The organism is Sinorhizobium psoraleae, from assembly GCF_013283645.1.
Classification (GTDB): Bacteria; Pseudomonadota; Alphaproteobacteria; order Rhizobiales; family Rhizobiaceae; genus Sinorhizobium; species Sinorhizobium psoraleae.
The window spans coordinates 1,502,968-1,526,053 of sequence record NZ_JABEKV010000001.1 but is presented as its reverse complement, the minus strand read 5'-3'; the positions used below and the strand labels follow the sequence as shown (position 1 = coordinate 1,526,053).

Here is a 23,086-nt window from a genome sequence, read left to right as displayed (position 1 = left end):
TCCGCACTTTTCCTCATCCCGATTTGCTTGCTTGACGCGGGATGCGGGCGGAAAACCGCTCCGCACTTTTCCTCATCCCGCTTATTGCACCGTGATTTCCGGCAGCATGTCGAAGTTCAGGCCCTGCCCGGCCGGCGGGCCGGCATTCTCGTCGGTTACGCTGCCGCCGGTTGGCGGCGGCGGGTTGACGCGCTCGACGTTTCGCGCAGGCGGCGTCTGCTCGACGGCACTGCGCGGCGGAAGTTGCCGCAGGCGCAGGCGCAATTCCTCGGCTGCGCGCCGTTCGGTAGCAGCACGCGCCTCGGCCTCGGCCTTCATCCGGGCCGCCTCGGCCGCCGCGGCCTGACGGTGGCGTTCCTCGGCGATCGCCCTCCGCCGGGCAATCTCGCGTTCGGCCGCGCGTGCCTTGTAAAGCGCCACCTCGCGGCGAAGCCGCTGCTTCTCGAGCACATTCGCCTGAAGCATTTCCACGCGCCGCCGCTCCCGCTCGAAGGCCCTCAGCGACAGGAAATTCGAAAGATCGGTGACGTCGACCGTGACACCGGGAGCATCCAGCAGCCCGCCATAGCCGAAGCGCACACGCGGTTCGGCGCCGGCAAGCGCCTCTTCGCCCGGCCGGAACTCCAGGTCGATCACGCCGTTCATGCGTTGATCGGCAAGATCGAACGATGCCTCGCCGGTGAACGCGGCGTTGCCATCGGCCGCCGTGACGTTCTGCGCCCTGACCGTGCCGCCGGCAACGCTGAAAGGCACCTTGACGACACCGACAACCGACTGACCGGTAAAGAGCAGTTTCTCTGCCGCCTTGCGGATCGCCTCAGGCGAGATCTCGGTCTTCATGGCATCGGCAGCGGCCATCAGCGGCGGCAGCGCTGCCGTGTTGATGCCGTTCAGCGTAACGCCGTTGAACGTCGCGGTTCCCGACCCGCTCGCCGAATGCGCCATCGCGCGGGGGGTCGCGCCCGAAGCCTCCATCGCAACCGCCAGGTCGAACCGGCCGGTCGCCACGGGACCACTTTCGCGCGCCCATCCGGCAGCGGCGAGATCGGCACCCTTGAGATCGAAGCGCGAGCGCAGGAAGCCCGAGCCATTGGCGTTGCCGATTTGCAGCCGCCCTTCGAGCTTGCCCCCCAACCACTCGCCGGTGGCATCGCTTACAGCAATCTCGTCGCCCTTCCATTCGAGTCTTCCGGCAAAGCCGGTGACCGGACCGTAGACGCCCGGCCAGAACTGCTTCGCGGTAACGTTCAACGCAACGTCGAAGCCCCTCCAGGCCGGCTGCGCGACCGGTGCCTTCGACAATCCGCCGATCGACACATCCTCGAACTGACCGAGGATGCCCTCGCCGAGCCAGGCGAGGTCGAGCGTATCCAGTGCAAGTTCGCCGACGGCCTTGCCGGCCGTCTTTCGATCGATCGCCAGCGCGCCGGTAAAGGCATTCTGGTCGACCTTGCCTTCGATCGCCGAGAGCGCGATTTTTTCCGCATCGGTCGTGATGTCGGTCGACAGCGTCACCGGCAGTCCGCTGCCCATCTGCGGCAATCCGATTCCCTGAAGAAGCAGGAATGGCTCCAGATCCTCCGTCTGCAGCGTCAGCTTCGCCTGGCCCTCGAGATAGTGGTCACGGGCAAGATCGAAGACACCCTTGGCGGCGAGCGACGTCTTCTCGGTGGTGAAGGTCAGCGTTCCGTTCGCCTTGGAACCCTCGGTGCTCTGCAGCTTAATCGCCAGGATACCGTTGGCATCGGCGTCGAACGGCAGCGGATCGAAGCCCGCCTGGCCGATGAGGACGGGCGTGTGCGGATTCTCGAGCGTCGCCTCCAGCAGCATGCCCTTGCCGGCGAGCGCCTGGGCGACATCGGGTGCCTGGTAGCTTGCGGCGATCTTGCCGCCGTTGGCGGTGCCGATCACCCCGAACGTGACAGGCGCGCTGCCCTCGTTGCTACCGGCCGTCAGCGTCACGTCGAAGGCGGCATCGGAATAATAGGGGCCGGCTCTGATGAGGCGTTGCAGCGCCGGATGGGCGACCGTGTGCCGGCCGATCATTTCGAGGAAGGGCGTCAGGTCCTTTGCGGCGAGCTTCATCTTCGCCGAGAGCACCGGCTGATCGAAGCCGCCGCTCATCCGGCCGGAAAGGGCGAGCTGCGCGCCGGAAAGCGAGCCGATCGCCACCCGCTCCGCCTGCAACTGTCCGTTCTTGAGGGTCAGCACCGCTTGCACGTCCCGCGCCTCCTCACCAAAGGCGGAAAAAGCCTCGGCAGAGAGATCGGCGGCGATCGCGTGCTGCAGCAGGGTTCCGGTCGACGCGTCACCGGCGACGAGACCGGCCAGTGCCTGCAGTGCCTCCAGATCAATGCGATTGCCCTTGAGCTGCAGCGAAAGGCTCGGCTGCTGCTCGGCGAAGGATTGGCGTTCGATCCGCCCCCGGAGCGTCGCGGGCCCTGCCGCCACCTCAAGGCTCTCGAACTGCTGCAGCGTATCCGTCAGGTTCACGGTTGCGGCGAAACCGGCTGTCTTCAGCTTGCGGATCGCCGGGTCCACCGACCCCGCCAGCCAGTTCGCCAGTCCCGAAGGCTGGTTGGAGGCAATCAGGATGTCGCCGCGGAAGGCGCGCTGCTCCTTGAGGTTCAGCCGCCCGCTCGCTTCCATTTGCGTCCGCCCGGGCAGCAGCGCCACCGCATTCTCCACGATCCAGCCGGCGCCGTCCGGCCTGACGTCGAGCCGCACGTCGCGAAGCGTCGTATCGCCGATAACGATCGCCGGCAGCTTGAGGCTGGCCCGGCCCGGCACCTGCGGGATAGGAATGTCGGCGGCGATCGCCAGCATCGCTTCGACTCGCTGGCGCAGCGAAATGGCGGGGTCGCGGCCGGTCTTGCCTCTGCGGCCGGAATTGCCGATGCGGCTGACGTCGATCTGCTGACCGTCGGCGATCAGCAGGAATTTCTGGTCCTTGCCGGTGTCGAGCGTCGCCTCGCCCGTGACGACATAGGGATCTTCCGGCGGCCCAACCTCGAAACGGTATTCCGGAACACGGATGCTCTCGTTGGTGAGCTGGAAATCGCCGTTGATGCGCAAGGCGGCGCTGTCCTCAGCCTCATCCGCCGGCCGATTTTCTGTCAGCGTGAACCGACCGCCATAGACCGGCTTCAAGTCGACGACCTTGAGATCGCCGTCGAGCTCGACACCGAACGGCCGCTTATCCGGCGTCAGCCGCGCCCGGAGGCTCAGCGCCCCCTCCTCGTTCACCTCGTTCGTGGAAAAGGCGAAGCTGCCGGCCTCGCCGTCGAGCGCCGCGCGGCCCTCGACCTTCCACGGACCGGCAAGAGAGCGCGCCGACAGATCGGCGGAAAGATCGCTGACGCGGCGGGTACGCCCCGTCTGCTCGTCGATGAACTCGATCTCACCATCGACGATCTCGACCTTTTCGAGAACGACCGTGCTTGCCGGGATCGATGCGCGCCGGCCGCGCGCCCAGTCGAGCGTACCGTCGGGCTGGAGGCGGATCCTTGCCTTCGGCCGGTCGAGCCGCATGTCGAAGATCAGCGCCTCGCCGCTCAGGAACGGCGCCAGCTCGGCGCTCATCGAGAACTGCGCGACCTGGATGATCGGCGCGCCGCCCTCTGCGGGGCCGACGCGAACATCATTGAGAGTCACCGTCGGGAACGGGATCAGCCGCGCATCGACACTGCCGTGGACGACCACCGGCTTGCCCATGATGCGGCTTGCCTCGCGCTCGAAATCTTTGCGGAAGTCGGTCCAATCGATGAACAATGGCGCGATCAACGCCGCAAAAAGCGCGACGACAAGCAGCCCACCGATGGTAACCAGAATTCGCGCCAGCACCGTGTCACATTCCCGTCTGTCTCATTCGCGCCCTACTCGCATCGTCAAGCGGCCGCCCCACACTGTCAGGCAAAGATCTTGCCCGGGTTGAAGATATTGTCCGGATCCAGCGCGCGCTTGATCTGCCGCATCAGATCCAGCGCATCGCCAAGTTCCGCCTCGAGAAACGGCATCTTGCCCTGCCCGATTCCGTGTTCGCCCGTGCAGGTGCCATCCATCGATAGAGCCCGCGCGTTCAGCCGCTCGACGAAGGCTTCCGCCCGCGCAACATCGGCTGGATCCTTGTCGTCGAAAAGCAGCCCGACGTGAAAGTTGCCGTCGCCCGCATGGCCGACGATCGGTGCGACCAGCCCATGTGCCGCGATATCCTCATGCGTCGCCGCAACGCAATCGGCAAGCCGCGAAATCGGTACGCAAACATCTGTCGAAAGGATCGCGGCGCCGGGCACCAGCCCCTTCTGTGCCCAATAGGCGTTGTGCCGCGCCTTCCAGAGTCGCGACCGCTCTTCCGGATTGGTCGTCCAGATGAAACCAGTAGACCCCAATTCCGACGCTATTTCGGCGAACTGGCGCGATTGTAGCTCGACGCTCTCGGCGCTGCCGTGAAACTCGACGAAAAGCGTCGGCGTCTCCTGATAGCCGAGGTTCGAATAGGCGTTGCACGCCTTCATCTGCAGCGCGTCGAGCAGTTCGATACGTGCCACCGGAATACCCGACTGGATCGTCAGGATCACCGCGTTGCAGGCGTCCGCAATCGTCGGGAACGGGCAGACGCCGCCGGAGATCACTTCCGGTATGCCTTGCAGGCGCAGCGTGATCGACGTGATGATGCCGAGTGTGCCTTCCGCGCCGACAAAGAGCCGCGTCAGATCGTAGCCGGCCGAGGACTTGCGCGCCCGGTGGCCGGTCGAGATCTCGCGACCGCCGGCGACGACGGTCGTCACCGCGAGCACGTTTTCCTTCATCGTGCCGTAACGCACTGCGTTGGTGCCGGAGGCACGCGTCGACGCCATGCCGCCGATCGAGGCGTTCGCTCCCGGATCGATCGGAAAGAAGAGGCCGGTATCGCGCAGATAAGTGTTCAGCTCTTCACGCGTAATGCCGGGTTCGACCGTGCAATCAAGATCCTCTGCATTAACGGCGAGAACGCGGTTCATCCGCATCATGTCGACCGATATGCCGCCGTTCGGCGCATTCACGTGCCCTTCCAGCGACGAGCCCGTGCCGAAGGGGATCAGCGGCACGCGGTGCGCGCTGGCGATCTCGACGATCTCGCGCACTTCGGCGGCACTCTCGGGAAAGACCACGGCATCCGGCAATTGCGCCGGAATATAGGTGGTCGTGTGGGTGTGCTGGGCGCGGATCGCCTCGCTCGCCTGGAAGCGGTCGCCGAATCGGACGGCAAGAAGCTCCTTCGCCGCAACGATGCCGCTTTCGTTTCTCGTTCCCGCTTTGATTGCCTTCAACGCCACGAAAACGCCCCTTCCCTCCAGCGCCTCGCGTCTCGGCCAATCGCGCCAGGTCACTGTAACATTCTGAATTGCCACCGATTTTATTCCCAATTCAACGCCGAATTAAGGAATTATGCGGCAGCCGACCCCGCCCGAGCACAGCGCTCAAGCGAGTAGACAAAGATGGTCATGACCTCCGGGCCTAAACGCGCACCCTCGCCTTTCCGTGGTTCCATGTCATGACGAGAGGCGCCGGGCCGGATCGGAAGCGCTGACATTTCAAGGCGCTACTGTGCAAATTGGAATCAATTTGTCCAGAAGTTCACGCGGTGCCGAGGCTTTGCGGAGCACGAAAACACAGGCGGTGATACCGGCTTGTCACAAGTGCGCCGTCGGCCCTCCGTGCTCCTTCCTCGTTTGGCAGCAGGCGGTGCTTCTCTAGTCGGCGTGTCGGCGTCAAGCGATTTTTCATAGCTGAGTCGAGGACGTCTGGATTCGGCCCATACTCACCGTCGCACAATCTGCTAGAGTGATCTAATGTTCGCGACCAATCCGTACGAGTTTCGCAGAGCGACCCTGGATGATCTCGCTTTACTGAAGGCGTGGCGGTCGAACCCGCATGTCCTGGAATGGTGGGGTTCTGGTGAGCCGTATGGTGAAGCAGAACTGGTTGATCCTCGGGTGGCTCGCTGGATCATTTCAATTAACGAGCGGCCCTTTGCGTTCTTGCAGGACTACACGGTGCACGGATGGGAAGATCACCATTTTGCCGGTCTTCCCAAAGGGTCGCGGGGAATTGATCAATATATCGGAGACCCCGAAATGGTCGGCGTTGGACATGGTTCAGCGTTTATCGGAATGAGGATGCAGGCTCTTTTCGATGAGGGCGCACCTGTGATCGCGACCGATCCGCATCCAGACAATGAACGGGCGATAGCCGTCTACAAGAAGTTGGGGTTCGAACCGTCTGGACCACCTCAAGAGACCGGATGGGGCTTGATCTTGCCAATGCTGGCGAGGCGGTAAGCAGAATGGATGCAACGGCAGCAAGTTCCGCTTTCGACCCGCATCATGTAGGCAATGCCGCACGGAGCCGATTAGCCCATCTATGATATATCTATTGCAGGGCCGTCCGTTGTCCGCGTTGAGGGAGAAGGTCGCATGCTTGGATTGCTCGCCCTGCTCACGGCGTCCGTCTTCTTCGGCGCCGCCATTTACATCAACGTCGCCGAACAGCCGGCGCGGCTTGGGCTCGATGACCGCGCGGCGCTTGCCGAGTGGGGTCCCGCCTATCGGCGCGGCTTCGAGATGCAGGCTTCGCTCGCGATCGTTTCCGGCCTCCTCGGCGCCTCGGCATGGTGGCAGACCGGCAATCCGCTCTGGGGTCTCGGGGCGGCGATCATCATTTTGAACTGGCCCTATACCCTGCTCGCCATCATGCCCGTCAATCGCCGTCTGGAAGCGACGCGCCCGGAAGAGGCTGGCGATGAGACCCGTGCGCTTCTCGTGCGCTGGGGCACGCTCCATGCCGGCCGGAGCGCGCTCGGCGCGGTAGCGGCGGCAATCTATCTGGTTGCCGCATCGCGCGGGTTTTGAGCCGTCATCAAACCGTCATGAATGGCGACTATTTTATCGATAAATCTGGATTTGTGGATATATGGAAAAGAAGACGGCACTCGCCGCGCTCGCCGCCCTTGGCCAGGACACCCGGCTCGAAGTCTTCCGCCTTCTGGTGCGCGCCGGACCGGATGGCGTTCCGGCCGGCGAGATCGCCGCGCGGATCGGCACCGTCCAGAACACCACCTCGGCGCATCTGAAGGTGCTCGACCAAGCCGGTCTCGTGCACGCCGAACGCGACGGGCGGACGGTGCGTTACGTCGCCGACATGACCGGCTTCCGTGACCTGCTCGCCTATCTCATGGAAGACTGCTGCAACGGCAATCCCGAACTATGCCGTCCGGTCATCCAGGCCGTAACCTGCAATTGTTGAGGAGGAACAACCGTGACCGACCATAAGCCATTCAACGTTCTCTTTCTTTGCACCGCCAATTCCTCGCGTTCGATCATGGCCGAGGCGCTCCTCAATCGACTCGGCCAGGGCAAGTTCAAGGCATTTTCGGCCGGATCCCAACCCAAGGGCAAAGTTCATCCCCTCGCCCTGGAACTCCTGCAGAGCCTCAACTACGACACTTCCTTCGCGCGCTCCAAAAGCTGGGACGAGTTCGCAACTCCGGATGCACCGAAAATGGATTTTGTCTTCACCGTCTGCGACGATGCCGCCAATGAAGCCTGCCCCGTCTGGCCGGGGCAGCCGGTATCTGCGCATTGGGGCGTGCCGGATCCGGCCGCGGCGGAAGGCAGCGAGCCGGAAAAACACTTTGCCTTCGCCGAAGCCTATCGGATGCTGAACAACCGGATCTCGACCTTCACCAGCCTGCCGATGAGCTCTCTCGACAAGCTCGCCCTCAAGCAGCGCCTCGACGAGATCGGCCGTGATCGGCCGAACGCGGGCTGACCGACGATGGCATTCGATCTCCCCCGCCGCCTCGCGGCCGAAGCGCTAGGCACAGCCGTGCTCGTTGCCACCGTCGTCGGCTCCGGCATCATGGCGGACAAACTCACGGGCGATGTGGCGCTTTCGCTGCTCGGCAACACGATCCCGACGGGGGCGATCCTCGTCGTGCTGATCACCGTTCTCGGACCACTCTCCGGCGCGCATTTCAACCCGGCCGTGACGATGGTCTTTGCACTCCGGCGCGAGATCGAGGCGAACGCGGCACTCTTCTATGTCGTCGCGCAGATCGTCGGCGGCATCGCCGGATCGGTCGTCGCGCACGCCATGTTCGAGCTTCCGTTGATCCAGATTTCCGCGACCGCGCGCACCGGTACCGGCCAGTGGCTCGCCGAGGCAGTCGCCGCCTTCGGCCTCGTCCTTACCATCCTCGCCGGGCTTCGGTTCCGGTCGGATGCCATTCCATGGCTGGTCGGGCTCTATATCACGGCCGCCTACTGGTTCACCGCATCGACCTCCTTCGCCAATCCGGCGGTCGCGATAGCGCGCGCACTGTCGGACACCTTTGCGGGCATCCGTCCCGTCGACCTGCCCGGCTTCATCCTCGCCGAGATTTTCGGTGCATTGCTGGCGATGGCGCTTGCCGGCTGGATGCTGACGGAGGAGAAACCGAGAATTCACGCGCTCAACGAACTGAAAGGTGCTGAATGACCATGGACGTCAAGATCTATCACAATCCCGCCTGCGGCACCTCCCGCAACACGCTGGCGATGATCCGCAACGCCGGGATCGAGCCGAACGTCATCGAATATCTGACGACGCCGCCGTCGCGCGACGAACTCGTCCGGATGATCGCCGATGCAGGCCTGACGGTGCGTAAAGCGATCCGCGAGAAGGGCACGCCCTATGAGGAACTCGGCCTCGACGATCCGGCATTGACGGACGACCAACTGCTGGACGCGATGCTCGAGCACCCGATCCTGATCAACCGCCCGTTCGTCGTGACGCCGCTCGGCACCCGGCTCTCGCGGCCCTCCGAGCTTGTGCTCGAAATCCTCCCGGACACCCACAAGGGACCCTTCACCAAGGAGGACGGCGAAAAGGTACTGAACGACGAAGGCGAGCGCATTGTCTGATCTGCCAGCAGTATCCGCGGAGCACCTGCGTCTTCCCGACAGGGAGGCGCTGCGCCCGCCATTCGCAACGCATCCGCCGCGCATCCTCATCCTCTACGGCTCGTTGCGTGCGGTTTCCTACAGCCGGCTGCTGGCGCAGGAAGCGGCGCGTCTGCTTACGCATTTCGGCTGCGAGGTGCGCATCTTCGATCCGGCCGGACTGCCGCTGCCGGACGGCGCGCCCGTAAACCATCCAAAGGTCCACGAGCTTCGGGAGCTTTCCCAATGGTCGGAGGGTCAGGTCTGGGTGAGCCCGGAGCGTCACGGCGCGATGAGCGGCATCATGAAGGCGCAGATCGACTGGATACCACTTTCGGTCGGCTCGATCCGCCCGACGCAAGGAAAGACACTGGCCGTCATGCAGGTGTCCGGCGGCTCGCAATCCTTCAACGCCGTCAACCAGATGCGCGTGCTCGGCCGCTGGATGCGGATGATCACCATTCCCAACCAGAGTTCCGTCGCCAAGGCGTTTCAGGAATTCGACGCCGACGGCCGCATGAAGCCTTCCGCCTACTATGACAGGGTCGTCGACGTCTGCGAGGAACTGGTCAAGTTCACTCTCCTCACCCGCGACGTCTCGGACTATCTGACCGACCGCTACAGCGAGCGGAAGGAAGAGGCCGCCAAGCTTGAGCAGCGGGTTTCGCTAAAGTCGATTTGACGCCAAAGGCTATTTCGAGTTCCATCGAAATAGCCTTGACTCCATCTTCAGCGCTGTTACGTTTATTTCCATGAAACTCGAAAAAGCAGCCGCCCAGCTCGAAGCACTGGGCAATCCTACGCGCCTGCAGCTCTACCGGACGCTCGTCCGGGCGGGCGAGGACGGGCTTGCCGTCGGGCGCATCCAGGAGAAGCTCGAAATCGCCGCGTCTACACTCTCGCATCACCTCAAGCGCCTGGTCGACACCGGCCTCGTGACCCAGGAGCGGCAGGCGACGACGCTGATCTGCCGCGCGAACTATCCCGGCATGCAGGCGCTGGTCGGCTATCTCGTCGATGAATGCTGTGCCGATTCCCGATGCGGGACGGCCGAGAAGGAGGTCGCGGCTTGACCCCTTTTTTGTTCGCATAATTCGAATATACCAGAAATATGGAAGGAAAAGACATGAGCAGTAGTGCCGCACTTCCCGTTGCCGTTATCGGCGCAGGCCCCGTCGGCTTGGCCGCGGCCGCACATCTCGTCGCCCGTGGCATCGAGCCGATCGTCTTCGAACGCGGCGATGCTGTCGGGACCTCCCTGCTGGAATGGGGCCAGGTCCAGGTCTTTTCGCCCTGGACCTACAACATCGACCCCGCCGCCCGCTCGCTCCTCGAGGCCGCAGGTTGGCAGGCACCCGCCGGCGACGGACTGCCGACGGGAAGCGAAATCGTGCGGGACTATCTGGCACCGCTTGCCGCCCTGCCCGCGATCGCGCCGAACATCCGGCTCGGCTCGACCGTCGTCGCCGTCACGCGCGAAGGGCTGGACAAGGTCTCGTCGGTCAACCGTGCCACAGCCCCCTTCATCGTCCGCTTCACAGACAGTAACGGCAATGAAGAACAGGTCCGCGCCCGCGCAGTCATTGACGCCTCCGGCACCTGGACGCAGCCCAATCCGATCGGCATCGACGGCCTGACCGTCACCGGAGAGATTGCGGCGCGGGATCAGATCGCCTACGGCATCCCCGACGTCGGCGGCGCGCGGCGCACGGACTATGCGGGCAAGCGCGTGCTGGTCATCGGCGGTGGTCACTCGGCCATCAACACCGCCCTGGCGTTGATGGAGCTTCAGGAGACGGCGCCCGGAACGGAGGTTTTCTGGGCGCTCCGCCGCAAAGGCGTCGAGCGGCTGCTCGGCGGTGGGCTGAACGACCAGTTGCCGGCCCGCGGTGCGCTCGGCCTTGCGGCCAGACGGGCTATGAACGAGAACCGGCTGACCATGCTGGCCCCCTTCGCCGTCGAACGCATTTCGCTGCGGGAAGGCCGCCTCGCCGTGATGGCCCTGCTCGATGGCAAGCCGTTTACGCTCACCGTGGATCGAATCGTCGTCGCAACCGGATTCCGGCCCGACTTCTCGTTCCTGCGGGAACTGCGGCTTGCGCTGGACCCAACGGTCGAAGCGCCGCCATCGCTCGCTCCGCTGATCGATCCGAATTTCCATTCCTGCGGCACCGTTCCGCCGCACGGGGCTGTCGAACTCGCGCATCCGGAGCCGGGTTTTACGATCGTCGGTTCAAAATCCTATGGACGTGCGCCGACCTTCCTGATGGCGACCGGATACGAGCAAGTGCGCTCCGTCGTCGCCGAGATCGCCGGTGACCACAAAGCGGCACGCGAGGTGCGCCTCGTGCTCCCGGAGACTGGTGTTTGCAGCGCCGAACATATTGTGGGCGCCGATCCTTCCGCCGGGTGCTGCGGCGGGCCGGCGCCCGCAGCCGTCGATGCCTGCTGCGCCGCGGATGCCGAAGCGAAGGCGGTCAACAGGTCAGGATGCGGTTGCGGCGGGCCCGCGGCGATGCCAACTGCACGTTTCCTCAATTCGGAGCCGATTTGAGGACAAAAACATGCAGCAATTCAAAGTGCTACTGCGTCCCTTGCGCGTCGCGCGGCGCTGTAGGAACGACGGAACCGACCGGTTCGTGGAAATCGCCGGATGAGCGAACGCAAGATACCCGCCTCGGCGATTTGGGCCTTGGGCCTGACGCAGATAGTCGGCTACGGCACGCTGTATTACAGCTTCAGCATTCTCGCGCCCGACATGGCGCGCGAACTCGAATGGCCGGAGCAATGGGTCTTCGGCGCGCTCTCGGTCGCGCTGCTCATCGGCGGTCTCTTTGCGCCGATCGCGGGAAAATGGGCGGACGGCTTCGGCGCCGGCCGCATCATGACACTTGGATCGGCCGGCGCGGCCGTGGCGCTGCTTGCCTGCGCGGCCGCGCCCGGCGGCTCGGCCTTCGTGCTCGCGCTCGTGGCGATGGAACTCGCGTCTTCCTTTGTGCTCTATAGCGCCGCCTTCGTCGCAATCGTGCAATTCGGCGGCAGCAATGCGCAGCGAAGCATCACCCACCTGACCTTGATCGCCGGCTTCGCCTCGACGCTCTTTTGGCCGCTGACGAGCGCGATGCATCAAAGCTTCTCCTGGCGAGAGGTCTACGCCGTCTTTGCCGCGATGCACCTTGTCCTCTGCCTGCCGATCCATGCCTGGATCGCGCGGTTGACGCGCCGCGCGGCAGTCGCCGCTCCATCCTTGGCGACAATTACGACGGCAACGCACGAACGACCGATCGCCGTCGCATCACAAGACCGCTCCATCGTTTTCCTGCTGATGCTCACCGGTTTTGCGGTCGAAGGCTTCGTCCTGTCGTCGATCCTCATCCACATGGTGCCTTTGACGGCGGCGCTCGGCATGGGAACGGCCGGCCTTCTCGTCGCCAGCCTCTTCGGGCCGGCGCAGGTGGCAAGCCGGCTCATTAACATGCTGTTCGGCCGCGGGCTGCGGCAGGTCTGGCTGGCGCTCATCGCCGCAACTTTGCTGCCGCTCGCGCTCATCGTTCTCTTGACGACGAACCCGTCGATGCCCGGGGCAATCGTCTTCGCAATCCTGTTCGGCCTTGGCTCCGGCCTCACCAGCATCGTCGGCGGCACGCTGCCGCTCGAACTGTTCGGTCGCGAAGGATACGGTGCGCGGCTCGGCTGGGTTACCGCTGCGCGGCAGGTTTCGTCGGCCCTCGCTCCCTTCGCGCTGGCGCTGGCGATGGCCGGAACGGGCGTTACCCCGTCGCTCTGGGCAATGGTTGCGCTCGGCGTGATCGGCGTGACGACCTTTTCAGGGATCGTCTTGATCAGGCGGAGGTACGAAAGCGCGGCTGGGGATGGCGCACCGGCGGGCAGCGACGCCCGCGCCAATTTGCGACTTTAAGCAATTCCAGATGCGTAACGGGTTTTCCGTCCGGTCGTTTCAGAGCTAGACGCGAGATTACAGCGCTTCAGCCGCCGCCGCCGCAGCGTCCATTTCCTCGTGCAGCTTGCGTTCCTCGTCTGCGTGCGGCTTGGTGAAGCGCGCGATGACGAGATAGGCGACCGGCGTGAGGTAGAGCGTCACGATCACCGCAAGGCCGAGCCCGCCGACAAGCACCCAACCGAGTGCGATGCGCGCCTCGGCCCCTGCCCCGCTCGCCAGAACCAGCGGTACAGCACCGACGACAGTCGCGATCATCGTCATCATCACCGGCCTCAGGCGGATATTGGCGGCGTTCTCGATGGCGCTGCGCACATCCTGGCCGCGGTCGCGCAGCTGATTGGCGAACTCGACGATCAGGATGCCGTTCTTCGCCATGATGCCGACCAGCATGACGAGCCCGATCTGGCTGTAGATGTTCAGCGTGTTGCCGGTCACGATCATCGCGAAGACGGCGCAAGCGAGCCCGAGCGGCACCGTCGACATGATGATGACACCGCTAATGAAGCTTTCGAACTGCGCTGCGAGCACCAGGAAGATGATGACGATCGCAAAGCCGAAGGTGATGAACAGGCCATTGGCATTCTCGTCGAGCGTCGCGGCTTCGGCCAGCGGCATCACCCGCGATCCCGGCGGCAGCAGCGGTTCCGCCATCTCCTCCACCATCGACAGCGCCTCGCCGAGCGCGAGGTCCGATTTCAGGCCGGCCGAAAGCGACACGGCGCGAAGCTGCGACTCGCGCGAGAGCTGCGGCGCCACGGCCTTTTCCTCGATCGTCGCGATGGTCGACATCGGCACGATCCGGCCGTCACCGGCCTTGACGAAGATGTTCTGCAGGTCCGTCGGGTCGTTGAGCGGCGTGGTCGACGAAAGCAGCTTGACCGGATAGGCATCGCCCTCGACGAAGATGTCGACGACGCTGCTGCCGTCGAGCATCGCCTGAAGCGCCCAGGACAGGCCGCTGATGTCGACGCCGAGATCGGAGGCGCGCTCGCGGTCGATCGTCACCGACAATTGCGCCTGGTTGGCCTCGTAGTTGAGCCGCACGTTCTCGAAGCGGCCGGTGTCCTCGATCGCGCGAAGGAGCTTTGCCGCCGCGTCGCCGAGCTTCGTATAATCGTTGCCGACCAGCGCCACCTGGAGGCCGCTGCCGGCACCGCGAATACCGAGGCTGTTCGCCTGGATGGTGAAGGCGCGGACGGAAGGAATGGCCGCGGTCACCTTGTTTATGTCGGCGACGATCTGCTGCTGCGTGCGCTCCCGCTCCTCCCACGGGGCGAGCGTCAACACCATGAAGCCGCTATTGGCCGAGCCGCCCTGCCCGGAGATCGAAAAGACGTTGCTGATCTCGCCGGACCGGACGAGCGGCTGAAGCCCCTCCTCGATGCGACGCATCTGGGCCTGCGCATATTCGAGCGAGACGCCCTGCGGCGCGTTGATCCTGAGCATGACCTGCGAACGGTCTTCGTTCGGCGTCAGCTCTGATTTCAGCGTCAGGAAGCCCGCGGCCCCCGCCATGGTAAAGAAGGCAGCCACCACGAAAACAATGAGCGGGGCGTTGAGGCACGCGCGAAGCGTCGTGCGATAAAAGGCGGCCGCACGCGCGCCAAAACGCTGCATCACGCCCTCATGTGCGTGGGCCTCCTTCGTCAGCATGCGCGAGGCGAGCATGGGGCAGAGCGTCAGCGACACGAAGGATGAGAGCAGGATCGAGAAGGCGAGCACGAAGCCGAATTCACGGAAAAGCCCGCCCGTCTGTCCCGGCAGGAAGGAGAGCGGGACGAAGACCGCGGCAAGCGTCGCCGTCGTCGCCAGCACCGCAAAGAACACCTCGAGCGTTCCGTGCACGGCGGCGGCGCGGGGGCCGAGCCCTTCCGCCCGGCGCCGCACGATGTTTTCCAGGACCACGATCGCATCGTCCACGACGAGGCCGGTCGCCAGCACGATCGCCAGCAGCGTCAGGATATTGATCGAAAAACCGGCGAGGTAGATCGCCGCGAGCGTACCTATCAACGCGATCGGCATCGAAATCGCCGGTATCAGCGTCGCCCGCCAGTCGAGCAGGAAGAGATAGATGACGAAGGTGACGATGAAGACGGCGACGGCAAGCGCGATCTCGACCTCGTGGATTGCGCCGTTGATGAACACCGCATCATCGCTGGTGATCTTTAGTTCCGTCCCCTCGGGAAGGATGTCCGACGAGATCGTGGCGACCACGTTGCGCACGCCTTCGGAGATATCGACCGTGTTCGACTGGGCCTGGCGGATGATGCCGAGGCCGATGCCCTGCCGTCCGTTGGAGCGCAGCGCCGTCGTGCCCGTGTCCGGGCCGAGCGTCACGGTCGCGACGTCGCGCAGCCGGACATTGTCGCCGAGAATGAGATTTTCGAACTGCTCGGGTGTCTGCAGGTCCGCCGTCGCGCGGACCGAGATGTCCTGGCTGGCGCTCGTCAGCGAACCGGCCGGCACGTCATAGGAGGCGTCGGCGAGCGCCTCGCGAAGATTGGCGACCGTGACGCCGCGTCCGGCGAGCTTCGCCTGATTGACGTCGATGCGGAAGATCTTTTCCTGCTCGCCGTATGCGGTGACGTCGGCGACGCCCTCGACAGCCGCCAGCCGATCGCTGATCTCGTTCTCGACGAGCAGCGTCATGTCCTCCATCGTCATGGTATCGGAGGTCAGCGCCAGGCGTATGATGGGTTGGCTGTCGGAATCCGCCTTCACGATCCGCGGCTCCTCGGCGTCGTCCGGCAACTGGCCCGCGATCCGGCCGAGTGCATCGCGGATATCGTTCGCCGCCTGGCCGATATCGGTGGTGTCGGAGAATTCGAGCGTCACGCGACTGCGCCCGAAGGAGGAGCTGGAGGAAATGCCCTTGATGCCCTGGACGCGCGAGACGGCACCCTCGATCACCGAGGTCACCTCGCGGTCGATGGTTTCGGGCGACGCGCCTTCGAATTCGGTCGTCACCGACACGACAGGCTGGTCGACCTGCGGCAGTTCGCGGATTTCGATGCCGTTCCAGGCGGCAAGGCCTGCAACGACGATCAGCGTGTTGACCACCAGCGCGAAGATCGGCCGGCGGATGAAAAGCGCGGTAAAGCCGGTCTTGCCCCCTTCGCCTCCGCCCTTGCCGTGATGGCCGCCGATTCCGATGTTCATTGCGCCTCTCCCGCGACCTTCTGCTGAGGCTCGGGCCGGTTTTCGCCAGCAATGCGCACCGCGCCGCCGTCGCGCAGGCGCTGCACGCCCTCGGTCACGATGCGGTCGCCCTCGGCAAGAGTCGCCTCGACGAGCACCTTGTCCGGATTGCGCTGGATGATCTTGACCGGCACCCGCTCGCTGCGGTCACCGTTGACCCGCCAGATATAGGATCCTTCCGAACTCCACTGGATAGCGAGCGGATCGACCGTCGGATAACGGTCGCCGTCGAAAGCCATGGTGACCGAGAAGGACATGCCCGCCCGCAGCATGTCATCGGGATTTTCGAGCCGCGCGCGGACTCTAAGCGTCCGGCTCGCCTGGTCGAGACGGTTGTCGATCGCGTGGATCACGCCTTCGAGCTGCCGCCCGGCTTGAGCGATTGCGTTCGCGGTCACAGGCTGGCCGACGAAAATCTTGCTGGCGAAGCGTTCCGGCACCCAGAAATCGACAAGGATTTGCGAGCGGTCGTCCACCACCGCGATCGGCGTCGACGTCGTGACATAATCACCGACATTGACGGTGATGATGCCGACGACGCCCTTCGAGGGCGCGACGATGTCGCGGCGTCTGAGATCGAGCTCTGCCGTTTTCAGCGCCAGTTCTGCCGCCTGCAGCGCGATTTCCGCGTCGCGGACTTCGACTGCCGTCACCGCCCTTGCCGTGCTGAGATTGCGATAGCGCTGCACCTTTTCCTGCGCGCTATCGCGCGTGAGCCTCGCCTGCTCGGCGGCGATCCGCTGGTCATCGCTATCGAGCCTGGCGATCACCTGGCCCTTGGCGATCCTGTCGCCGGACCTTACGAGAATTTCGGTGAGATTGCCGGTCGCCGTCGGCGTCACGGTGACGGAGTGGATGGCTTCACCATTGCCGATGGCGTTGAGCCTGTCGTTGACGATCGCGCTTGCCGACGGCCTGACGACGACCAGCGCCGCATCTCCGAAGCCGCCCTGGCCACCTTGCCCGCGCCCGCCGTTGCGCCGTCCACCGCTTCCGCCTTCGCCATCCTGCGGTTTCGACAGGGCATCGATCAGCGGGTGCGAAACGCCGATGGCCGCCAGCGTTTCGCCCGCGCCGGGCGCGAAACGCACCCAGGCAACCGCGCCCACGGTGAGCACAACGAAGCTGACAGCCAGCTGCTTCCAAAGCCGCATTCACATCTCCAAATGAAAAGCACGCTCCAGCGCGGCCCGTGCCGGCGGAGCGTTCCGATTTGCGCCCGAGTATGGTTATTCGCGTGCCTTCGGGCAATCTCGGAATGCCATCATTACGCAATTGTAATAAAAGCGAATTTGTTGGCGGCATGATGGCGCGCGCCGTCAAGCGGCGATTGCAGGAGTTTTACTGGACAACCGATGTTTACAGGCTTCGCGGCTGGGCTATGCTGCGTTTGGCCTCACCATTTCCGATCGGCTTCCGCATTCAACTCATTCTGGGGAGAAGAACAATGTGCGATGCATGCGTCATGGAATCGGTAAAACAGCGAATGCTGTCGCGGCGCGGCTTTTTCCGCGCCGCCGCGACCGGCACGGCGGGTATCGCCGCCGCCGGCATGGGAATAGCACCGCCCGCACTTGCGGCCGGCCACACGAGCGTGACCGATCTCACCCATGAACTTTACGAGGAGTTCCCGACCTACTTCGGTCAGCAGCAGTTCTTCCGCGAGCAGAAGTTCAGCTACGCCAAGGAAAAGTTCAACCTGTTCGAACTCCGGGTGAACGAACATACTGGTACCCATGTCGATGCGCCGCTGCATTTCTCCGCCGACGGCATGTCGGTAGCCGAACTGCCGGTCGAGAAGCTCGTAGTGCCGCTCTGCGTCGTCGATATCCGAGAGAAAGCGGCAGGCAATGCCGATGCGCAAGTGACGCCCGACGACATCAAGGCATGGATCGGCGCCAATGGCGACATTCCGGAAAACGCCTGCGTCGCCATGCTTTCCGGCTGGGCCGGCCATCTCGGAACCGACAAGTTCCGCAACGCCGACGCCGAGGGCAAGCTCCATTTTCCGGGCTTTCACGTAGAGGCCGCCAAGTTCCTGCTCGAAGAGACGCAGGCCGCCGGCATCGCCGTCGATACGCTTTCGCTCGATTTCGGCGCCTCACCGGATTTCGCCACCCATTATGCCTGGCTGCCGCAAGGCCGCTGGGGGCTCGAAGCCGCGGCCAATCTCGACAAGGTGCCGGCCAAAGGCGCGACCCTGGTGCTCGGTGCACCGAAGCACCGCGGCGGCACCGGCGGCCCGGCCCGCGTCTTCGCGCTCGTCTGACAACCGTTCACGCAAACACAATTTAAGCTCGGGGAGAAAGCATGAGCACCGTCGTCCCGCCGCCCGATCCAGAAGCCGACCCGCGCGTAAAGGCGGTCTTCGACGACATCCGCGCCACGCGGAAATCGGATTTCATCAACAATATGTGGCTCTGGCTCGCCTTCGACGTGGACCTCCTGGAACGAACCTGGGCCGAGGTGAAGGCGGTCATGGCGACTCCCTCCGCCCTCGATCCGCTGGTGAAGGAAATGCTCTATGTCGCCGTTTCCGTCACCAACGGCTGCGGCTACTGCATCCACTCCCACATGGCAGCGGCCAAGGCCAAGGGGATGACAGAGGCGCAGCACGCGGACATCCTGCGCGTCATCTCGCTTGCCGCCAAGACCAATCAGTTGGCAACAGCACTGCAGGTCCCGGTCGATCCAACGTTCGATGCGGCAGGCGAAAATTGATGACTGCGGAATGCAGCGAAAGGCCACTGCATGTGTTCCTAATCGGAATCGATTAGGGACAGAAACAGGCAGCAATTCAAAGAGCTACTGCGACCTTTTGTGCTTCTGAAAAGAAGCACGGCGCTGTAGTCTTTCCACAGGCTTGCTCTCGCGCTTGAAGAATCCGGAATAAAAGAGGAACATCCTTTCTGGCCTTTCGGTCCCGAATCACTACATTGGGCCGCATGACCAAAGGTTTTGACGACATTCCCTTCTTCGACGAGGAGCCGGCGCCGCGCAAACCCGCACCCGCCGCCGGCGGTATCGCCGCGCGCGCCATGGCCGCCCGCGACAAGGCCAAGCGTCCGGATTATCTCTCCGGCCTCAATCCTGAGCAGACCGAGGCTGTCGAGACGCTCGAAGGACCAGTGCTCGTGCTCGCCGGCGCCGGCACCGGCAAGACCCGCGTTCTGACGACCCGCATCGCCCATATCCTTTCGACCGGCCGCGCCTTCCCGTCGCAGATCCTCGCCGTCACCTTCACCAACAAGGCCGCGCGCGAAATGAAGGAGCGCATTGGCGTGCTCGTCGGCCATGCCGTCGAAGGCATGCCCTGGCTCGGCACCTTCCACTCGATCGGCGTTAAGCTCCTGCGGCGCCATGCGGAGTTGGTCGGCTTGAGGTCGGATTTCACCATCCTCGACACCGACGATGTCGTGCGGCTGATCAAGCAGCTGATCCAGGCCGAAGGGCTCGACGACAAGCGCTGGCCGGCAAAACAATTCGCCGGCATGATCGACACCTGGAAGAACAAGGGCCTTGACCCCTCGCAGATTCCGGAAGGCGACGCCCGCGCCTTCGCCAATGGCAAGGGCCGCGAACTCTACGCCGCTTACCAGAACAGGCTCCTGACGCTCAACGCCTGCGATTTCGGCGACCTGCTCCTGCACCCGATCCGGATGTTCCGCGCCAATCCGGACGTGCTCCGGGAATATCACGGCAAATTCCGCTACATCCTCGTCGACGAATACCAGGACACCAACACCGCGCAATACATGTGGCTGCGGCTGTTGGCGCAGCGGCCGCGGTCGTCTGAGCGATCTGTGACAGGAGGTCCGGGCGAAGCCCGAGCCAGCCAAGGCTGGCCGGACGACGTTTCGTCCGCCCCTGCGGAGCGCAGCCGCGCCAGCGGCGACAGCGTGAGCGCTAATCACCCGGGCGAAGCCCGGCAAGGCCAAGCGGCCGTCGCGGATGGCGCGCCCCCGCGGAGCGAGCCGCGCAGCGGCGACAGCGTGAGCGCAAATAAACAGCAGCAGATAAACATCTGCTGCGTCGGCGACGACGATCAGTCGATCTATGGTTGGCGCGGCGCGGAAGTCGACAACATTCTCCGCTTCGAGAAAGACTTCCCCGGCGCCAAGGTCATCAAGCTTGAGCGCAACTACCGCTCGACCGAACATATCCTCGGCGCCGCCGCGCATCTGATTGCCCATAACGAAGGCCGGCTTGGCAAGACGCTCTTTACCGAGCGCACCAATCCGGACGACGAGAAGGTGCATGTGCATGCCGCCTGGGATTCCGAAGAGGAAGCCCGCGCCGTCGGCGAGGAGATAGAACAGCTCCAGCGACAGAAGCATAACCTGAACGACATCGCGATCCTGGTGCGCGCCTCATTCCAGATGCGCGAATTCGAAGACCGCTTCGTCACCCTCGGCCTCAACTATCGCGTCATCGGCGGCCCGCGCTTCTACGAGCGGCTCGAAATCCGTGACGCCATGGCCTATTTCCGCCTCGTCTGCCAGCCGGCCGACGACCTCGCCTTCGAGCGCATCGTCAACACGCCGAAGCGCGGTTTGGGCGACACCACAGTGCGCACGCTGCACGACTACGCTCGCGCCCGCGACATTCCGATGCTCGCCGCCGCGACCGAGATCATCGAGACCGACGAGTTGAAGCCGAAGGCGCGCAAGGCCCTCTTCGACGTCGTCACCGATTTCCGCCGCTGGCAGACGCTGCTCGAAACGACGCCGCATACCGAACTTGCCGAAAAAATCCTCGACGAGAGCGGCTACACCGCAATGTGGCAGGCCGACAAGTCGGCGGAAGCGCCAGGGCGGCTCGAAAACCTGAAGGAACTCATCCGCTCGATGGAGGCCTTCGAGTCGATGCGTGGCTTCCTGGAACATGTCGCGCTCGTCATGGACGCCGAGCAGAACGAAGACATGGATGCCGTCTCGATCATGACGCTGCATTCGGCCAAGGGTCTCGAGTTCGATACCGTGTTCCTACCGGGCTGGGAGGAAGGCCTTTTCCCCCACCAGCGCGCGCTCGACGAGGGCGGCCGCGCCGGCCTCGAGGAAGAACGCCGCCTCGCCTATGTCGGCATCACCCGCGCCAAGCGCCGCTGCCATATCTGGTTCGTCTCCAACCGCCGCATCCACGGGCTCTGGCAGTCCACCATGCCTTCGCGTTTCCTCGACGAACTGCCGATCGACCATGTGGAAGTGGCCGAGCAGGACGTCTCCTACGGCGGCTACGGACGCGGCGGCTATGGCCAATCGCGTTTCGACAAGGCCGATCCCTTCGAAAACTCCTATCAGACCCCGGGCTGGAAGCGGGCCCAGCAGCACCGCTCGGAGGCCACCCGCGACAATTGGGGCACCCGCTCCGGCCACGCCGTCGAGCGCATCGGCTACGGCGAGTCCGGCCCACGCACCCGCATGATCGAAGGCGAACTGGTCGCCAAGTCGACCACCTCCGAACCCTCGCGCTTCAATATCGGCGACCGCGTCTTCCACCTCAAATTCGGCAACGGCAACATCGCCGCCATCGAAGGCAACAAGCTGACGATCGATTTCGACCGCGCGGGGCAGAAGCGCGTGCTGGACGGATTTGTGGAGCGGGTGTGATCAAGCCGATCCGTCCTTCACATGGACGGATCACGGCGGCATCAGACGCAACGCTAAGCCATTCACGGCGCCGATGCGCCGTGGCTGGGTGCCGCCGATTCCACTGTTACGATCTGCGCAGCGGCACTCAAATCATCATCTTGTACATCACGAAACCGGACTTCACCGCCACCTGGTCGTAGAGGCGCATCGCCTTGATATTGCTCTCGTGCGTCAGCCAGTAGACGCGCGGCGAGCCTGCTCGGCGCGCCGCTTCGAAGACGCCGTTGATCAGCGCCTGGCCGACGCCTTTGCCGCGCGTGGCTTCGTTGATGAAGAGATCCTGGAGATAGCAATTCGGCTGGATCGAGGTGGTGCTGCGGTGAAAGATATAATGCGTCAGCCCGATCAGCCGGCCTTTGCTTTCGGCAACCAGCGCATGCATCGGTTCATAGGCATCGAAGAAGCGCGACCAGGTCATCAGCGTGATGTCCGACGTGAGCGCGGTTTCGCCCAGGCGGCCGTAGAAGGCGTTATAGCCTTCCCAGAGCGGCAGCCATCGGTCGTAGTCACTGCGCACGACGGGCCGGATGGAGAGGTCTTCTGTCATTTTTTGCGAACCTACGGAAAAGCCCCTGCGGAGGGCGAGAGGATAAACCCTGGCATCGATCCGGTCTATGCGGCGGTGGGATGACCTCTCATCGCCCCGACAATCTCCTCCACATCGCTGAGGATGGCGTCGCCCATATAAGCGATGTTGTCGAAGGATCGCTCGGCCGCCTCCTGATGCCCCGCTCCGCAGGCGTCGCGGATGACGATCGGAACGAAGCCGAGGTCCGCGCCGTGGCGCACGGTCGGATCGATGCCGATCTCGGTAGCGATGCCGCAGATCGCGAAGGATGTTATGCCGAGATCGCGCAGGATGATCGAGAGCGGCGTGCCCTCGAAGGCCGAAAAGGTGATCTTGTCGAGGATGGCCTCGTTTTCACGGGGCGCGAGTTCGGGAACGATTTCGAAGCCGGGCGTGCCACGCAGGAACCAGGGCGTGACCGCGTCCGGATCGTCCGTGCGCTGCCAGGCCATCGCCTGACGAAGCTGGAACGCGCCCATCAATTCGCGCGGCATCGACATGTGCCGCAGGAAAATGACCGGATAGCCGCCGTCGCGAGCGGCCTCGATGACCTTCAGGACCTTGGCCGTGATCTCCGCGCCGTCCTTGACCTGCTGGACTATGCCGGCCTGCATGTCATAGACGACGAGCGCCATCCGGTGCGGACGACAAAAATCCCGCAATGTTCTTCCAATTCCAAGTCCAGCGATCATCACCCTCTCCTCACCTTTGTCAAAGACATGAGGCGGGCGTTCGAAAATTCAAGCTG

19 protein-coding genes are annotated in these 23,086 nt (G+C 63.9%); 13 read left to right on the top strand and 6 right to left on the bottom strand.

Annotated features, from left to right (window positions below):
* Nucleotides 1-81 precede the first annotated feature (81 nt).
* Nucleotides 82-3,843, bottom strand: a complete 3,762-nt coding sequence (locus ILFOPFJJ_RS06980; protein ID WP_173509798.1) for an AsmA family protein — start codon at nucleotides 3,841-3,843, stop codon at nucleotides 82-84.
* 65 nt (nucleotides 3,844-3,908) lie between these two features.
* Complete coding sequence (locus ILFOPFJJ_RS06975) at nucleotides 3,909-5,315, bottom strand: FAD-binding oxidoreductase (protein ID WP_173510176.1); 1,407 nt, start codon at nucleotides 5,313-5,315, stop codon at nucleotides 3,909-3,911.
* A 516-nt stretch (nucleotides 5,316-5,831) separates the two neighbouring features.
* On the opposite strand from ILFOPFJJ_RS06975, the gene ILFOPFJJ_RS06970 reads away from it, so the two are divergent.
* The 10 genes from ILFOPFJJ_RS06970 (at nucleotide 5,832) to arsK (ending at nucleotide 12,879) form a co-directional block, all read left to right on the top strand.
* Nucleotides 5,832-6,320 carry a GNAT family N-acetyltransferase gene (locus tag ILFOPFJJ_RS06970; protein ID WP_173509797.1) on the top strand — a complete coding sequence of 163 codons (489 nt, stop codon included), beginning with the start codon at nucleotides 5,832-5,834 and terminating at the stop codon, nucleotides 6,318-6,320.
* A gap of 135 nt (nucleotides 6,321-6,455) precedes the next feature.
* The gene (locus tag ILFOPFJJ_RS06965) at nucleotides 6,456-6,890 is read left to right on the top strand and encodes an anthrone oxygenase family protein (protein WP_173509796.1); all 435 of its coding nucleotides are present in this window, start codon (nucleotides 6,456-6,458) and stop codon (nucleotides 6,888-6,890) included.
* Nucleotides 6,891-6,951: 61 nt separating this feature from the next.
* Complete coding sequence (locus ILFOPFJJ_RS06960) at nucleotides 6,952-7,284, top strand: ArsR/SmtB family transcription factor (RefSeq protein WP_173509795.1); 333 nt, start codon at nucleotides 6,952-6,954, stop codon at nucleotides 7,282-7,284.
* 12 nt (nucleotides 7,285-7,296) lie between these two features.
* Nucleotides 7,297-7,809, top strand: coding sequence for an arsenate reductase ArsC (locus tag ILFOPFJJ_RS06955; RefSeq protein WP_173509794.1), 513 nt, complete (start codon nucleotides 7,297-7,299; stop codon nucleotides 7,807-7,809).
* A gap of 6 nt (nucleotides 7,810-7,815) precedes the next feature.
* The gene (locus tag ILFOPFJJ_RS06950) at nucleotides 7,816-8,517 is read left to right on the top strand and encodes an aquaporin (protein WP_173509793.1); all 702 of its coding nucleotides are present in this window, start codon (nucleotides 7,816-7,818) and stop codon (nucleotides 8,515-8,517) included.
* Nucleotides 8,514-8,942, top strand: a complete 429-nt coding sequence (gene arsC, locus ILFOPFJJ_RS06945; protein WP_246299482.1) for an arsenate reductase (glutaredoxin) — start codon at nucleotides 8,514-8,516, stop codon at nucleotides 8,940-8,942. The genes ILFOPFJJ_RS06950 and arsC overlap by 4 nt, the downstream gene beginning before the upstream one ends.
* Complete coding sequence (gene arsH, locus ILFOPFJJ_RS06940; RefSeq protein ID WP_173509792.1) at nucleotides 8,935-9,642, top strand: arsenical resistance protein ArsH; 708 nt, start codon at nucleotides 8,935-8,937, stop codon at nucleotides 9,640-9,642. The genes arsC and arsH overlap by 8 nt, the downstream gene beginning before the upstream one ends.
* 70 nt (nucleotides 9,643-9,712) lie before the next feature.
* Nucleotides 9,713-10,033, top strand: a complete 321-nt coding sequence (locus ILFOPFJJ_RS06935; protein ID WP_173509791.1) for an ArsR/SmtB family transcription factor — start codon at nucleotides 9,713-9,715, stop codon at nucleotides 10,031-10,033.
* 53 nt (nucleotides 10,034-10,086) lie between these two features.
* Nucleotides 10,087-11,514, top strand: coding sequence for an FAD-dependent oxidoreductase (locus ILFOPFJJ_RS06930; RefSeq protein WP_173509790.1), 1,428 nt, complete (start codon nucleotides 10,087-10,089; stop codon nucleotides 11,512-11,514).
* 99 nt (nucleotides 11,515-11,613) lie between these two features.
* On the top strand, nucleotides 11,614-12,879 hold the full coding sequence (gene arsK, locus ILFOPFJJ_RS06925) for an arsenite efflux MFS transporter ArsK (protein ID WP_173509789.1): 1,266 nt from the start codon (nucleotides 11,614-11,616) through the stop codon (nucleotides 12,877-12,879).
* A gap of 57 nt (nucleotides 12,880-12,936) precedes the next feature.
* Here arsK and ILFOPFJJ_RS06920 read toward each other — a convergent pair whose 3' ends face one another.
* Together ILFOPFJJ_RS06920 and ILFOPFJJ_RS06915 are read right to left on the bottom strand one after the other, a co-directional pair.
* The gene (locus ILFOPFJJ_RS06920; RefSeq protein WP_173509788.1) at nucleotides 12,937-16,080 is read right to left on the bottom strand and encodes an efflux RND transporter permease subunit; all 3,144 of its coding nucleotides are present in this window, start codon (nucleotides 16,078-16,080) and stop codon (nucleotides 12,937-12,939) included.
* Nucleotides 16,077-17,273, bottom strand: coding sequence for an efflux RND transporter periplasmic adaptor subunit (locus ILFOPFJJ_RS06915; protein ID WP_173509787.1), 1,197 nt, complete (start codon nucleotides 17,271-17,273; stop codon nucleotides 16,077-16,079). Before ILFOPFJJ_RS06915 ends, ILFOPFJJ_RS06920 begins: the two co-directional genes overlap by 4 nt.
* A gap of 293 nt (nucleotides 17,274-17,566) precedes the next feature.
* Between ILFOPFJJ_RS06915 and ILFOPFJJ_RS06910 the strand changes: the two genes are divergently transcribed.
* The 3 genes from ILFOPFJJ_RS06910 (at nucleotide 17,567) to ILFOPFJJ_RS06900 (ending at nucleotide 21,728) form a co-directional block, all read left to right on the top strand.
* Nucleotides 17,567-18,388 (top strand): cyclase family protein, encoded by an 822-nt coding sequence (locus tag ILFOPFJJ_RS06910; protein WP_173509786.1) that lies wholly within the window; start codon nucleotides 17,567-17,569, stop codon nucleotides 18,386-18,388.
* A gap of 41 nt (nucleotides 18,389-18,429) precedes the next feature.
* A complete protein-coding gene (locus ILFOPFJJ_RS06905; RefSeq protein WP_173509785.1) occupies nucleotides 18,430-18,840 on the top strand; it encodes a carboxymuconolactone decarboxylase family protein in 411 nt (136 codons plus the stop codon).
* 224 nt (nucleotides 18,841-19,064) lie between these two features.
* Nucleotides 19,065-21,728 (top strand): ATP-dependent helicase, encoded by a 2,664-nt coding sequence (locus ILFOPFJJ_RS06900; RefSeq protein WP_173509784.1) that lies wholly within the window; start codon nucleotides 19,065-19,067, stop codon nucleotides 21,726-21,728.
* 127 nt (nucleotides 21,729-21,855) lie between these two features.
* Here the strand turns inward: ILFOPFJJ_RS06900 and ILFOPFJJ_RS06895 are convergent, their stop codons facing one another.
* Nucleotides 21,856-22,317 carry a GNAT family N-acetyltransferase gene (locus ILFOPFJJ_RS06895; RefSeq protein ID WP_173509783.1) on the bottom strand — a complete coding sequence of 154 codons (462 nt, stop codon included), beginning with the start codon at nucleotides 22,315-22,317 and terminating at the stop codon, nucleotides 21,856-21,858.
* Nucleotides 22,318-22,382: 65 nt separating this feature from the next.
* Entirely contained in the window at nucleotides 22,383-23,030 is a 648-nt protein-coding gene (locus ILFOPFJJ_RS06890; RefSeq protein ID WP_173509782.1) for a cysteine hydrolase family protein, read from the bottom strand.
* Between the last annotated feature and the right edge of the window lie 56 nt (nucleotides 23,031-23,086).

What these genes read in the sequence shown, in the direction of transcription:
- ILFOPFJJ_RS06930 (WP_173509790.1), top strand. Translation starts at nt 10,087, where the DNA reads ATGAGCAGTAGTGCCGCACTTCCCGTTGCCGTTATCGGCGCAGGCCCC.
- ILFOPFJJ_RS06970 (WP_173509797.1), top strand. Translation starts at nt 5,832, where the DNA reads ATGTTCGCGACCAATCCGTACGAGTTTCGCAGAGCGACCCTGGATGAT.
- ILFOPFJJ_RS06950 (WP_173509793.1), top strand. Translation starts at nt 7,816, where the DNA reads ATGGCATTCGATCTCCCCCGCCGCCTCGCGGCCGAAGCGCTAGGCACA.
- arsK (WP_173509789.1), top strand. Translation starts at nt 11,614, where the DNA reads ATGAGCGAACGCAAGATACCCGCCTCGGCGATTTGGGCCTTGGGCCTG.
- ILFOPFJJ_RS06890 (WP_173509782.1), bottom strand. Translation starts at nt 23,030, where the DNA reads ATGATCGCTGGACTTGGAATTGGAAGAACATTGCGGGATTTTTGTCGT.
- ILFOPFJJ_RS06960 (WP_173509795.1), top strand. Translation starts at nt 6,952, where the DNA reads ATGGAAAAGAAGACGGCACTCGCCGCGCTCGCCGCCCTTGGCCAGGAC.
- ILFOPFJJ_RS06965 (WP_173509796.1), top strand. Translation starts at nt 6,456, where the DNA reads ATGCTTGGATTGCTCGCCCTGCTCACGGCGTCCGTCTTCTTCGGCGCC.
- ILFOPFJJ_RS06900 (WP_173509784.1), top strand. Translation starts at nt 19,065, where the DNA reads ATGACCAAAGGTTTTGACGACATTCCCTTCTTCGACGAGGAGCCGGCG.
- arsC (WP_246299482.1), top strand. Translation starts at nt 8,514, where the DNA reads ATGACCATGGACGTCAAGATCTATCACAATCCCGCCTGCGGCACCTCC.
- ILFOPFJJ_RS06895 (WP_173509783.1), bottom strand. Translation starts at nt 22,317, where the DNA reads ATGACAGAAGACCTCTCCATCCGGCCCGTCGTGCGCAGTGACTACGAC.
- ILFOPFJJ_RS06910 (WP_173509786.1), top strand. Translation starts at nt 17,567, where the DNA reads ATGTGCGATGCATGCGTCATGGAATCGGTAAAACAGCGAATGCTGTCG.
- ILFOPFJJ_RS06920 (WP_173509788.1), bottom strand. Translation starts at nt 16,080, where the DNA reads ATGAACATCGGAATCGGCGGCCATCACGGCAAGGGCGGAGGCGAAGGG.
- ILFOPFJJ_RS06915 (WP_173509787.1), bottom strand. Translation starts at nt 17,273, where the DNA reads ATGCGGCTTTGGAAGCAGCTGGCTGTCAGCTTCGTTGTGCTCACCGTG.
- ILFOPFJJ_RS06905 (WP_173509785.1), top strand. Translation starts at nt 18,430, where the DNA reads ATGAGCACCGTCGTCCCGCCGCCCGATCCAGAAGCCGACCCGCGCGTA.
- ILFOPFJJ_RS06935 (WP_173509791.1), top strand. Translation starts at nt 9,713, where the DNA reads ATGAAACTCGAAAAAGCAGCCGCCCAGCTCGAAGCACTGGGCAATCCT.